The organism is Longimonas sp. (assembly GCF_046498435.1).
Classification (GTDB): Bacteria; Bacteroidota; Rhodothermia; order Rhodothermales; family Salinibacteraceae; genus Longimonas.
Map to the genome: position 1 here is coordinate 1 of NZ_JAWOAR010000216.1, position 12,852 is coordinate 12,852.

At 57.5% G+C, this 12,852-nt stretch carries 11 protein-coding genes; 7 read left to right on the forward strand and 4 right to left on the reverse strand.

What is annotated here, in order from left to right; translation table 11 throughout:
- Nucleotides 1–782: 782 nt before the first annotated feature.
- Together R6U20_RS08235 and R6U20_RS08240 are read right to left on the reverse strand one after the other, a co-directional pair.
- Nucleotides 783–1,325, reverse strand: coding sequence for a Uma2 family endonuclease (locus R6U20_RS08235; protein ID WP_410337383.1), 543 nt, complete (start codon nt 1,323–1,325; stop codon nt 783–785).
- 115 nt (nt 1,326–1,440) lie between these two features.
- Nucleotides 1,441–2,238 carry a TrmH family RNA methyltransferase gene (locus R6U20_RS08240; RefSeq protein ID WP_410337384.1) on the reverse strand — a complete coding sequence of 266 codons (798 nt, stop codon included), beginning with the start codon at nt 2,236–2,238 and terminating at the stop codon, nt 1,441–1,443.
- Nucleotides 2,239–2,372: 134 nt separating this feature from the next.
- On the opposite strand from R6U20_RS08240, the gene R6U20_RS08245 reads away from it, so the two are divergent.
- Nucleotides 2,373–3,209: a hypothetical protein gene (locus R6U20_RS08245; RefSeq protein ID WP_410337385.1), complete on the forward strand. Its 837-nt coding sequence runs from the start codon at nt 2,373–2,375 to the stop codon at nt 3,207–3,209.
- 167 nt (nt 3,210–3,376) lie between these two features.
- Entirely contained in the window at nt 3,377–4,102 is a 726-nt protein-coding gene (locus R6U20_RS08250; RefSeq protein ID WP_410337386.1) for an SDR family oxidoreductase, read from the forward strand.
- Nucleotides 4,103–4,133: 31 nt separating this feature from the next.
- Here R6U20_RS08250 and R6U20_RS08255 read toward each other — a convergent pair whose 3' ends face one another.
- Nucleotides 4,134–5,018, reverse strand: coding sequence for a hypothetical protein (locus R6U20_RS08255; protein ID WP_410337387.1), 885 nt, complete (start codon nt 5,016–5,018; stop codon nt 4,134–4,136).
- A 691-nt stretch (nt 5,019–5,709) separates the two neighbouring features.
- Nucleotides 5,710–6,486 (reverse strand): transcriptional repressor AgaR, encoded by a 777-nt coding sequence (gene agaR, locus R6U20_RS08260; RefSeq protein ID WP_410337388.1) that lies wholly within the window; start codon nt 6,484–6,486, stop codon nt 5,710–5,712.
- A 237-nt stretch (nt 6,487–6,723) separates the two neighbouring features.
- On the opposite strand from agaR, the gene glpK reads away from it, so the two are divergent.
- From glpK to R6U20_RS08285, 5 genes are all read left to right on the forward strand, one after another.
- Entirely contained in the window at nt 6,724–8,250 is a 1,527-nt protein-coding gene (glpK, locus tag R6U20_RS08265; RefSeq protein WP_410337389.1) for a glycerol kinase GlpK, read from the forward strand.
- 119 nt (nt 8,251–8,369) lie between these two features.
- Nucleotides 8,370–9,944, forward strand: a complete 1,575-nt coding sequence (locus R6U20_RS08270) for a glycerol-3-phosphate dehydrogenase/oxidase (protein WP_410337390.1) — start codon at nt 8,370–8,372, stop codon at nt 9,942–9,944.
- A gap of 184 nt (nt 9,945–10,128) precedes the next feature.
- Entirely contained in the window at nt 10,129–11,232 is a 1,104-nt protein-coding gene (locus R6U20_RS08275; protein ID WP_410337391.1) for a porin, read from the forward strand.
- 211 nt (nt 11,233–11,443) lie between these two features.
- Nucleotides 11,444–12,502 carry a hypothetical protein gene (locus tag R6U20_RS08280; RefSeq protein ID WP_410337392.1) on the forward strand — a complete coding sequence of 353 codons (1,059 nt, stop codon included), beginning with the start codon at nt 11,444–11,446 and terminating at the stop codon, nt 12,500–12,502.
- Between the two features lie 156 nt (nt 12,503–12,658).
- A partial coding sequence (locus tag R6U20_RS08285; protein WP_410337393.1) for a dihydroxyacetone kinase subunit DhaK occupies nt 12,659–12,852 on the forward strand: 194 nt, incomplete at its 3' end.

Genomic DNA, 12,852 nt, shown 5'->3' on the forward strand with positions numbered 1-12,852 from the left:
CAGACGGAGCGGAGCGACGATCTGGGATCCATGCCCCAATGGAGGGATGTATTAGCGGAGTGAGCTCGCCCTCAACCGGCGAATGGATTACTTCGTGCGTCGCTTCGCTCGGCTCCGGATCAGCGGCGCCAGGGGCGCCTTGCCTGTCCTGAACTCGATTCAGGATCTGGATGACTATAAAGTGGGAGTCCATGCGTTACCCTATGAATCACCTGTGACACAATAGTAGTGCCGTGTCACAGGTCATTCTGTGGGTTAAACCAAGATGGATACGCGTGCTGTGCCGTCCCCAAAAGTTCCTGCTAAACACCAAGGAGATGGTTCGACTGCGCTCACCATGACAGGCTTCGTGGGAGGGTGATTGCAAGGCAACCATCAAAATGAGGGTTGACAGAGCAGTAGTGCTGTGTCACAGATCAATGATTGGGTAGTATCATGCCCCGTTTACATGGCGTCATGTTGAGCGGATACCGACAGCCGTCGGTAGGAGTCCTGACACGAGCGAAGCGACTGATGAACGCAGTGAATAAAGATCTCCCCCGAAGTGGGCAGGATCCTCTGTCCCGCCGTATCTTCTAAACACCGAGGAGATGGTTCCTCCGACAGCGGTCCGAGCCACAGGGAGCGGGACTGCGCTCACCATGACAGGCTTCGTTGAGGGATAATTGCAGCGCAACCATCAACATGAGGGTTGACAGCGCAGTAAGCGGATGCGGGGCTTGGGACAGTGGGACAGGTTCGCCCATTCACACGTCCAACCAGCGGAGCATGCGGAGTTGATATCATTCGCCCGAGAAGAGCTCGTCCACATCCACCTCAATGTCGGTGGCCGGGTCGGTAAGCGTGCCCCGGTCAAGCGTGCGCGGCTTGGCGTTTTCGGTGTACACCGTGATGGTTTGCATGGCTGGTTGCACAAGCCAGCACGATTCTACGCCAGCCTCCAGCATGTCGTAAATCTTGTCGGCCACGTCTTGTGTGCTCTGCGACGGGCTTACGATCTCCACAGCTAAAAGCGGCGGCTCGCTAACCCGTGTGGTATCGTGCGCAAATGTGATCTTGCGCTTACGAAACACGCACAGGTCGGGCGTCAGGCGGACATCGCCCAGCTGGAGCGTCAGTTCGCTGGCAACGGTGTATTCGTCGCGATGCGGGCCAAAAGCGAGAGAAAGGAGAAACTGAAGATGACCGTGGTTGAGGCTGGGCAAGGGCTTGCCGCGTTCTTGTTCGTAGGTGCTGGTGGATTCAGCGCGCGCGTCTTCAGCGTGTGCTGCTTCAGACAGCGATTTGGCGGGCGCACGGGGCGCGTCAACATTGGGAGCAGGCATGGGGCGCGTTCGGCGAATCGAAAGAGGACTCTGTAGGGATACATGTACGCAGTAGCACCGTGAAGATTCCGTGGGTGCGGCACGGGAATTACCGATCCCGATGGCTGGCCCCTGGTTAGGGGGTTTCGCCACGCTCACGCAGCACGCGCTGCAGCACCGAATCGGCTTTTGTGACACTGCGCATACAGAGGCGGGCAGTGAGGCGGATCTGCTCGGCCTCCGAGAGGTCGGCGTGCGTGCCCTGGCGCTGGATGCGGTCGTGGCGCGCGTGGTAGAGCCCCACCGCCGCCGCTACCGAGATGTTAAAGCTCTCGGTAAAGCCATCCATGGGGATGATGCAGGAGATGTCGGCGGCATCGCGCAGTTCGTCGGATACGCCGTCGCGTTCGTTGCCGAAGACGAGTGCGGTGGGCGTGGTAAAATCGAGCGAGGCAATAGGCACCGCCTCGTCGTCCAGGTGCATGGCCGCCACGCGATAGCCCCGCTGTTGAAGATGCTCGACACACGGCACGGGAGCATCCCACTGATGCACATCCAGCCAGCGCTGTGCCCCTTTGGCCGTACGTTCAGAGTGCTTGTAGCGTCCGCCGGTGGCAATGACGTGCAGATCCTGGTAGCCCATGGCCTCGGTAGAGCGCATAACGGCGCTTACGTTGCCGGTGTTGACGACGCCCTCGATGACAGGCACGACGGTGCGCGTGCGTTTGGCCACGATCTCGCGGATGCCGTTGAGTCGGCGTTCCCGCATGAAGGGACGCAGCAGATCGATGACGCGAGTTGGCTTCAGCGCATAGTCGCCCACCTGGAGCGGCGCGTCGGGCGCGTCGGGGCGCGGCAGATGGTCGGGGGCTGCATCGGGCCCAATGAGCTGATGCATCGCGTTGCGCGCTTCCGAGGGGGTGGATTCAGGCATAAACAGCAGAATAAACAATTGACAGATGGGCCGCTGTAATGCATTGTGGATACGATATGTCCACACTCGTTCGTATATTCCGCATGGCTTAGTGAATACCGTTCGTTTTCCTTTAGACTCGACATACAAAAACAATGACTTACTCAGTTCGCACCACGCTCCGCACAATGGGCATCAGCCTGCTGTTGTGGGTTGCCGCCGCACAGATGGGCGCGCCCACGTGGGCCCAGTCGGCAGCCGACATTATCGACGAAGCCGATGCCATGCATCAGGCGATGGCGCAAGACATTCGCTCATTTACGGTAGAAACCGAGGATGAAACCAACCGCTACGAGCGTGAAGAGCAGGATGGGCGCTACATCTATCGCATAAGCAACGCCAGCGGCCCCGCCAGTGCCGATGACATGCCCGTGATGGGCTTCCTGGATACGTCGTATCTTGAAGGCTTGAAGGAAGAGGCCACGTACGAGGGCACTGAGTCGATTGATGGGATAGAGGCACACGTGCTATTTGTGGAAAATCCCGAGCGTTTGGAGTCCTACGCCAGCATGGACGACCAGGAGTTTCAGACGTTGGAGTCGATGCGGTTCTATATCCGCACCGATAACCTGATGCCCGCGCGTTTTGCGTTTGAGGCGGTGATGCCAGAAGATGGAATGGAAGGCTCCCCGTTTCAAATTGATGGGCCCATCACGTTTCAAGTCGATTTTAGCGACTACCGCGATATCGACGGGCTTGTGTATCCATTCGTTACGGAGATGAGCAACGACATGCTTGACCAAATGCCCGAGGAGCAGCGCCAGCAGATGGAGCAGATGCGTGCTCAGATGGAGCAACAGATGGCACAGATGAATCCTGAGCAGCGCCAGATGATGGAAGAGCAGATGGGCGGTCAGATGGAGCAGATGCAGGCCATGATGCGCGGCGAGCCCATTCGCACCACGGTAAACGAGGTAACGGTAAACGAGTAGCTTTCGAGGGCCTTGCATCGCAAGGCTCCGGGTAGGTTTTGCCGGGTAGTATTCAACCTGTGACTGTAGCGTCACACTTCAAATGCGCAGCGATCAACGGCTTTCTGCTTCCGTTGGGGTTGCGCATTTGTGCGAACCGATGTTTTTCGAACTTCCCCCATTGCGTTATGAATTTGAACAATGCCGTTGCACTCGTAACCGGAGCCAGCTCGGGGCTCGGTCAGGAAATCAGTGTACAGCTCATCGAGGCCGGGGCGCAGGTGTTCGGGGTAGCACGCAGCACCGACCGCTTGCAAGCGCTGCACGACACCTATGCCGATGCCTTCATTCCATGCCCGGCTGATGTGCGCGACCAGGACGCAATCGACGGGGTCTTCGAAACCATTCGCGAAGAAGCCGGACGCCTCGACATCCTCGTAAACAATGCTGGCCTGGGCCGCTTCGGACCAGTCGATGAGATGCCCGTTGAGGATTGGGACGTACAGCACGATACAAATTTGCGCGGGTTATACCTGTGCACGCGCGCAGCCATCCCCATGATGCGGGCACAGAACGAGGACAGCGGGTTTGGTGGGCACGTTGTAAACATCGCCTCGATTGCGGGACTGATTGGCAACCCGAATATCACCGCCTACAACGCGAGCAAATTCGGGGTGCGCGGCTTTAGTCAGGCGCTCATGAAAGAAGTGCGTGGTGCGGGCATTCGCGTGTCGTGCTTGTACCCGGGCTCGATTGAAACCGAGTTCTTCGAACGGGCAGGCGTTGGCATGACCGATAACCCGCTGCGTGCAGAAGACGTAGCTTCCACAGCCATGCATGTGCTACGAGCCCCCGAAAATCACCTTATCTCTGAAGTGGTAGTGCGTCCGCTTCGTCCCCGCAACGACATGTAACGAAAGAAGATATAGCTGCTACTGTGTCTGGCTACTTCAACGGGCGAAAGGCGCGTGTGAGTGGTGCATCAGAGGATTCGATGGCGTCGAGAAGAGCATCCGGCGTCATCGGGTAGCGGCGCTCGGTGCCAGCGCGAATGTCGAGCGTACGCTCGTCGGCCGGGAAGAGGTATTGCCATACAAACTGCTCCGAGGCCCATGGAAATTGGCGGACGACTTCGTCGGGCACATCCACAGTGCCGTACCCATTGGCCAGGTCGCGGTCGTGCAGGTCGCGTACGTAAGCACGCTGCTTACGAAGCGGCTCTTGCAGCAATTCAGGGAACGAAATGCTGCGATCTGCACAGCCGGTAGAGTTTGACACGAGAATGGTGCGTTTAGACACCTCCACGTCGCCTACACGCAGGCGCAATGCTTCTTTCAAGTTCAGATCGGTGTAACATACAACAAGGGCCAGCACGCGCTCAGGCCCTTGCAGTTGCGATACAATCTTCCGCTTCTCGTTGTCGGTAAGCGTGGCCAAGCGGTAGCCGTCGCTGCAGACGGTTTGGCGAAGCAGGCGTTCGTGGTAGAAGACGAGCGCCTCGGCCGCGCTTTGATAGGTTTTTTCGTCGGATTCGCTGCTTTCGCGGATCTGCGTAAGGAAGCGTTTGACGTATGCCGGGCGCGGGGCTCCCAGGCACTCACGCTTAAGGTAGTCGAGGTATCCCTGAATCCAGGTTCCATAGAGCATCCGTTTGCGCTCGCTCAGCCCTGGTGCCTTGTTGAGTTGCTGTAAGGCAATAGCTGGAGACGACAACGCCTGCGTATCTGGAGGGGCACTGGTGGCGGAAGTTTCACTCTCAGAAACTGTGGGAGAGGTCGAGGGGCGTTCTGCAGTTGCCGTTTGGCGTACAGGAAGCAATGCGTCGCTCATAAGCTGTGTGTAAAAACCATCAGATTGTGTATCCAGACCGCACATACCGCTCCGTGTACGTTCCAGATGCGTTGGGGCACCTGCTGCACCTGCCGTGTAGGTTAGGGCTGGTCACATCGGCAGACTATCCGTTCAGAACACAAGAGCGTAATAGCAGGTCGTCGTGCTAAGTGCGTCGTGCCGCATGCTATACTACTTGCTATGTGCCACACCACGCGATTGCGAAACGTACACCGATCTCGCGAAGGGTATAAAGTAGCTACCGGTTAAAATTACTTACTGTGTTACGTAATTCCAACGTTATGGAATAGATAGGTCTAAATCAATATGGTGACGCCCGCCGTGCCGCTCTGATGACTATGTCATGAAGTCTATTCATTGATTCTTTGCATAAATTGTGTGTAGAGTCCCCTGGTGGAGCCGGTATTGAGAGCGGTAGGACGTGAGCACGAGGTGATGGGCAGTCATAAGAATTGCTTCGATCGACGTGGTCGTCCTGCATCGTCATACTGAACAGCGTGAAGCATACCATGCGCACGGAGAATCTGCTTTGGGGATACGCAGGGTGGTGCTTTAGCGAGGGGACAATCCCGAGTTTGGGGAGCCAGCGTCGAGATCCTTCCGTCTAATTCCACACCAAACTAACTCTGCATGGGTTGAGTCCGTAATCTTGTGTAATTGAGGCAAGCGGTCAGACAACATCCACATAGATTCCCTGCTCCTCCAGGTGGCCTACAATGCGATCCTCAACGCAGGTGTCGGTAATGACGCGATGAATGGACCCTAACCCGCAAATTCGGCGCAAACTTCGGCGGCCGAACTTACTGGAATCAGTTACGATGATGATACGCTGGGCTGCGCGAATCATGTACTGATTCAGGTGAGCCTCGGGGGCATTGGCCGTGGTGAGACCATGGTCGAGGTCGAAGCCATCAACGCCCAGAAACAGCTTGTCGCAGGCGTATTCCTTCATCATCTCTTGGGCATACGGACCCACGACCGATTTTGACGTGCGCCGCACCATACCGCCCAGCATAAGCACTTCCACATCTTGCAGATGCGCCACCTCAAGCGCCACATTCATGGCACTGGTAATCACCGTAAGCTCCGACTTCTCACGGAGATGGCGCGCCACCTGGGTCATGGTTGTGCCCGAGGCCAAAATGATAGAGTCGCGGTCGGACACCAGCTTTGCCGCTGCCTGGCCAATGCGGCGCTTCTCTTCCGCATACTGGGTAACTTTTTCATCGAGCGGACGATCACGTACGTAAGGATCTCGCACATTGGCTCCTCCATAGGTGCGATGAAGTAGATTTCTACTTTCGAGTTTTTGAAGATCCTTACGAACTGTAACCTCGGAGACGTCCAAACGCTCACTCAGGTCTGATACGGTTACGTATCCATGCTCTTTAAGGCGTTGCAAGATGATCACTTCACGTTCGGCTGGGCCATGACTCTTATCAGGCATAAGGGTTCAGAAGATAGTCCAGAAAAACAGATCCAGAAACGAAAAGCGCTTCCATACACAAATAAATACACCGAGCACCTACAAATGGAAAAGAATCGTGATCCATATAATTCCTGTTTCAAATACGTAACATTTAAACATTAAGGTAATGTTGACAAAAGCGCTTCCAGTGCCTATTGTGTGACTGTCGATCCGAAAGGAAACGAAACGTATTGATACGAACAGCAGGTGATCATAATGGGATACATTCTCGCATTCGACCAAGGCACCACAAGCTCGCGTGCCATCATTTTTAACCGAAACGGGCAGATTGAAGGCACTGCCCAGAAAGAGTTTGAACAGATCTTTCCCGAGCCCGGATGGGTCGAGCACGACCCGAGTGAGATCTGGTCGTCGCAGGTCGGTGTTGCTGCCGAAGTGCTCAGCCGCACCGGTATCTCCTCAGATGATATTGAGGCGATTGGCATCACCAATCAGCGCGAAACCACCGTGGTGTGGGACCGCCGCACCGGCGAGCCGGTCTACAACGCCATCGTATGGCAGGACCGCCGCACCTCCGAAATGTGCGACGAGCTGAAAGACGATGTCGGCATCGACCTCTTCCAGCAGAAAACAGGGCTTATCATCGATGCCTACTTCTCGGGCACGAAGGTGAAGTGGATCCTCGACAACGTGGAGGGCGCCCGTGAGAAAGCCGAAGCCGGCCACCTTGCGTTTGGTACGATTGACAGCTGGCTTGTGTGGAAGCTCACACGCGGCGAGCAACACATCACTGATGCCACCAACGCCAGCCGTACGCTCCTCTACAACATCCGCGAAAACGAGTGGGACGACGAGCTCCTCGACATTCTCGACGTGCCGCATAGCATGCTTCCTGAGGTGCGTTCGTGCAGCGAGGTCTACGGCCATGTGCACAACGGTGTGCTCACAGGCGATATCCCCATCGCAGGCATCGCAGGCGACCAGCAGGCTGCGCTCTTTGGGCAGATGTGCACCAAGAGCGGCATGAGCAAAAACACGTATGGCACTGGTGCCTTCTTGCTTCAGCACACAGGAACTGAAGCGGTCCACTCTGAAAACCGCCTCCTCACCACGATTGCTGCCGATATCGATGGCGAGGTGACTTATGCGCTTGAAGGCAGCATCTTCATCGCTGGTGCGGTGGTGCAATGGCTTCGTGATGGACTGGGTATCATCGACTCGTCGCCTGAGGTGGAAGCGCTTGCGCGCAGTGTCGAAGACAACGGTGGGGTGTATGTCGTGCCCGCCTTCTCGGGCCTTGGTGCCCCGCACTGGGACCAGTATGCTCGCGGTACCATCGCAGGCATCACGCGTGGCGTAACTGACGGACATATCGCCCGCGCTTCACTGGAGGGCATTGCCTACCAGGTTGTCGATGTCATTGAGGCGATGGAAGCCGACTCCGGCATCGAAACAAAAGAGCTGCGTGTAGACGGCGGTGCGGCTGCCAACGACTTGCTGCTGCAGTTCCAGTCCGACATCTTGCAGGTGCCGGTCATCCGCCCCGAGGTAACGGAAACGACTGCGCTCGGTGCAGCCTATCTGGCTGGACTTGCGGTTGGCTACTGGAATAGTCAAGAAGACATCCAGAAGCAGTGGAAAGAAGACCGCCGCTTTACGCCGTCGATGGAGCCGGAGCTTGTCGAAGAGCTGCGCGACGGATGGCGCAAAGCGCTCGACCGCGCTAAAGCCTGGACCGGTCCGGCTGCGCGCCCGGCGAAAAAAGAAGCTGAGGCCGCTTAACGGCTTCAGTGCTGCTGTACACTGTAGCCAGAGGGGTCCGGCAACATACACCTGCGGCCGGATCCCTCGATGGCTATCCCCAGCATTCATTGTACGTTCTCTTGAAACCACACTGACCTATGCAACGCGACGCTGGACAACAAGCGCTCGACGCACATGAGGGTCCGTGGGACTTTATCGTCATCGGTGGAGGCGCCACAGGGCTTGGCACTGCTATCGAAGCGGCATCTCGCGGATATGACACGCTGTTGCTGGAGCAGCACGACTTTGCCAAAGCCACTTCCAGCCGCTCAACGAAGCTGGTGCACGGAGGCGTGCGCTACCTGCAACAGGGTAACATCTCGCTCGTGCTCGAAGCCCTCAAAGAACGCGGACGCCTCCAGAAAAATGCGCCACACTTGGTGCATAACCTGGCGTTTGTGGTGCCCAACTACGATTGGTGGGAGGGCCCGTTCTACGGCATCGGCATGAAGGTATACGACATGCTGGCCGGACGCCAAAACTTTGGGCGCTCAAAGCATCTTAATCTCGACGAAACTCTCGAATACCTGCCCACCATTGAGCCGAAAGGCTTGCGGGGCGGCGTCATCTACTATGATGGGCAGTTCGATGATGCCCGCCTGGCTGTTAACATGGCACAAACCTTCGTAGAGCAGGGCGGCACGGCCCTCAACTACATGAAGGTGACGGATCTGCTCAAAGCCGATGACGGCTACGTGAACGGCGTGGTGGCCGAGTGCCAGGAAACCGGCACCACTATGAACATTGAGGCGCGTGCCGTCATCAACGCTACCGGAATCTTTACGGATAGCATCCGCAAGATGGATGATCCTACGGTGAGCAATACGCTGCGTCCGGCACAAGGGACACACATCGTGCTCGACCGCTCCTTCTTGCCTGGAGAGGCAGCCATCATGATCCCCAAAACCGATGACGGGCGCGTGCTCTTCGCCATTCCATGGAACGACCGCGTGGTCGTAGGCACAACCGACGAAGAGGTCGACGGCCCCGAGATGGAGCCGATACCCATGCAGAAAGAACTCGACTTTCTGGTGGAGCACGCCGGCCGCTACCTCACCAAAGACCCTACGCCCGACGACGTGCTCTCCGTGTTTGCCGGGATTCGTCCGCTCGTAACCGATCCCACCGACCCAGGGGCCAGCGACACGTCCGAGATCTCGCGCGACCACGTGCTACATATCTCGAACAACGGGCTCGTCACCATCTCGGGCGGGAAGTGGACTACCTACCGCCAGATGGCCGAGGACACGATCGACCAGGCCGCTACACTGGCAAACGTGGAAGAGCGTCCGTCGGTGACCGCCGACCTGCACATCCACGGATGGCATGAGCATGCTGAGCAGTTTGGCGATTTCAGCAAGTACGGCTCCGACGCTCCCGCGCTGAAGGGGCTGGTTCGCGAAACCCCCGAGCTTAACGAGCAGCTCGATGAGCGTCTGCCCATGCGCGCTGTGCAGGTGGTCTGGGGCGTGCGTCACGAAATGGCCCGCTCGGTCGAGGATATCTTGGCCCGCCGCACCCGCTCGCTCCTTCTCAACGCACAAGCCAGCATTGATGTGGCTCCCCGTGTGGCCGAGATTATGGCCGAAGAGATGGGGCGCGATCAGGCCTGGCAGGATGAGCAGGTCGAGGCCTTCATCGAAGTGGCCAACGACTACAAGATGCCCACCTAATCTCCAGTCTCAGGCCGTCGGCAGCGCGGGCTGGCAAGAAGGCAAGCGCTGCTGAACTGCCTGATTTCATCCCCCGCTTTTGTATCCTAACCCAACCCAATACGCGATGAAACCAATACAATCAACCCTCCAATATTTGACAGCAGCGCTTGCTGGCGTTGCTCTTCTGTTTGGCACACTGGCTGTGTCTGACGCCCAGGCCCAGGCTGTTTCTATGGATACCGACGACGGGTGGAACTTCGGCGTTGCCGGCGCTATCCCCGTGTTTTTGAACGCCTCAGGCCATAAGGGGGCCCGGTCAGATGACGACAATCAGTTCGCCACGCGCATTCAGTCGGGCTTCAACCCCGGCAACATTACCTTCTCCGTCAACGCCCCCGAGCAAAACGGCGTCACGGTGTCGGGAATCTTTCAGATTAACCATCACCTGCAAGGAGCAAGCGTGCAGAATGACGGCCTGTTTGAAGGACGTATCGCTGACATCGCCGTATCGGGCGACTTCGGGACGTTCAACATCGGCAAGGGCTTTGGCATCTTTGGCGGCAGCGCCATTGCCGACCAGGGCAGTGCCATGGGCATTGGCCGCTTTGGCGGACCGGATGCTGCTAACGCCACGCTCGGACGCATTGGCACGGGCTACACCTATGCCAACTTCAACCCGCGTATCACCTACACCACGCCCAGCCTGAACGGCCTCACGCTTAAAGTCGGCCTCATTAATCCGGAGAAGCCAAGTGGTGCACCTAATCCGGAAATTGAGACCACAACCCCCCGCTTTGAAGGACAAGCCAACTACTTGACGGAGTTCGACGGCGGTACGCTCGACCTGTGGGTTGGCGGGCTCTATCAGAACGTGGATGTGATACCCCAAGACTTCAGCTACAGCATCAACGGCTGGGACGTGGGCGCCAGCTTGAGCGCTGGAGGCTTTGGGCTGCGCGGTGCCTTCTCGCAGACGCAGAGCATTGGCTCCGACGGACTGATTGGAATTGCTATTGATGCGGACAGCGGACTCGACCAGGCCGAGGCCGATGGCACGCAGTGGTACGGCGAAGCCACCTACGACTTCGGCGGCTTTGTACTTGGCGGTAGCTATGGCGAAGGGGCGCACGACGAAACGTCGACCGATGTGGGCGGCGTGCCTGAGAACACCAATCAGATGTTCATGGGCTTTGCCCGCTACATGGCTACGGACCAACTCACGCTCATGGCCGAGTTCCAGGACTTCCAGTCCGACGCGCAAGCCGACTATAACGCGTTCATCTTGGGCGCGCAGCTTACCTTCTAAGTAAGGCTGTAGCAGTAAAGTTGCTGCTGGAGGGCGGGGGCAGTACCGGAGAAGCCTCTCGGCCGTGCCTCGATCCCATAGAGCGCGGACGTACTCCCCCGACTCTCCGCAGCATATTTTCGTACCAGGCAGGTGCCTCCTGCGACCCTGTTCGCTAAAGCCTCTGCTTGCCAATCACGCTCTAACCACCGTTACTTGACCCAACAATACTATGGAAGCACTACTCGAAGTGAGCTGGATTTATCTCATTCTTGCGGCTTTTGCCGGGGGAGCATTTGGCGCGGCCATTGGCGCACTCCCTGCATTTATCTTTACCGGGTTCATGGTCATTGCCGGGGAAGCGGGTGGACTCGGCGGCGTAACAGGCGAAATCGCCTTTGGTGCAGTCTTCGGCCCGCATATATCATTTGCTGGCGGGGCCGCTGCGGCAGCCTACGCGGCAAAGCAAGGCTACATGAATACCGGATTCGACTTTCATGAGGCCAAGAACATCACGTACGCTTTTGGGACAAAGGTCGATGTGCTCGTTGTCGGAGGGCTCTTTGGAATCCTCGGACTGGTCATCACAGCCGTATCGGGCGGATTTGCCCTTCCATGGGACCCGATCGCAATCGCTGTTGTGCTCTCTGCACTGCTGCACCGGGCCTTCCTCGGGTACAGTGTCATCGGTAAAGTACACGGCAATGGTGTACTCGACATGACGCCGTTTGAGCGTGAAGATCGCAAGCCGAATGCTGAAGGCACCGTCGATGATCATGTCAAAGATGCCACCGACCGCTTTACCGTAGAGCCGTGGCTTCCGCATCAGTACCAGTGGGGGCCTGTTGCCTTCTTAGGACTGATCGTGGGTGTTCTTGGGGCATTTATTGCCATTGCGACTGGAAGTGCGTTCCTGGCCTTTGGTATTAGCGCAGCCAGTCTGTTCTTCCTAAACCTGGGCGTTGAAAAATTCCCCGTCACGCATCATATTACACTCCCCGCCAGCACAGCTGCGATGGCCTACATGGCCACGGTTGGCTCTCCCATTGAAAGTGCCGGTATGCTTGGCGACTTGGGCGATGGCACCGTCTTCATGGGACTGCTCGTCGGTGGGGTATTCGGTCTGATCTGTGCCGTGTTTGGCGAGTTCTTCCAGCGCATCTTTTATGCGCAGGGCGATACACACGTGGATCCACCCGCAGCAGCCATTACCTTTGGTACGTTCCTGATTGCACTGCTGTACTTTGCCGGTGTCTTCAGTACGGGCGTATGGGTCCCCGGCACGGTCTAAGCTGATCGCGCATCCGCCGTATCAACAACCTGGCAGGGCATATCTTGTCCAGCGTGTGCCTTGCCACCCCGAATCGCCTCCCGTCGTACCAGGCGGGCGGCGGTTTGGTGGTTACATTCCCGCTGTTGCTTTCCCTCTACAATCGATACGACCGCTATGAAAAAGCTCATCAACACCCCCGAAGACGTCGTTCGCGAATCTCTGCAAGGCATGGCAGCGGCGCATCCTGATCTTCTTACCGTTCACTTCGACCCGACCTACGTCGTTCGCGCCGACGGCGTGCCCAATGGCAAAGTCGGTCTGCTCTCGGGCGGGGGCAGCGGCCACGAGCCCATGCATAACGGATTCGT

What these genes read in the sequence shown, in the direction of transcription:
- R6U20_RS08235 (WP_410337383.1), bottom strand. Translation starts at nt 1,325, where the DNA reads ATGCCTGCTCCCAATGTTGACGCGCCCCGTGCGCCCGCCAAATCGCTG.
- R6U20_RS08240 (WP_410337384.1), bottom strand. Translation starts at nt 2,238, where the DNA reads ATGCCTGAATCCACCCCCTCGGAAGCGCGCAACGCGATGCATCAGCTC.
- R6U20_RS08245 (WP_410337385.1), top strand. Translation starts at nt 2,373, where the DNA reads ATGACTTACTCAGTTCGCACCACGCTCCGCACAATGGGCATCAGCCTG.
- R6U20_RS08250 (WP_410337386.1), top strand. Translation starts at nt 3,377, where the DNA reads ATGAATTTGAACAATGCCGTTGCACTCGTAACCGGAGCCAGCTCGGGG.
- R6U20_RS08255 (WP_410337387.1), bottom strand. Translation starts at nt 5,018, where the DNA reads ATGAGCGACGCATTGCTTCCTGTACGCCAAACGGCAACTGCAGAACGC.
- agaR (WP_410337388.1), bottom strand. Translation starts at nt 6,486, where the DNA reads ATGCCTGATAAGAGTCATGGCCCAGCCGAACGTGAAGTGATCATCTTG.
- glpK (WP_410337389.1), top strand. Translation starts at nt 6,724, where the DNA reads ATGGGATACATTCTCGCATTCGACCAAGGCACCACAAGCTCGCGTGCC.
- R6U20_RS08270 (WP_410337390.1), top strand. Translation starts at nt 8,370, where the DNA reads ATGCAACGCGACGCTGGACAACAAGCGCTCGACGCACATGAGGGTCCG.
- R6U20_RS08280 (WP_410337392.1), top strand. Translation starts at nt 11,444, where the DNA reads ATGGAAGCACTACTCGAAGTGAGCTGGATTTATCTCATTCTTGCGGCT.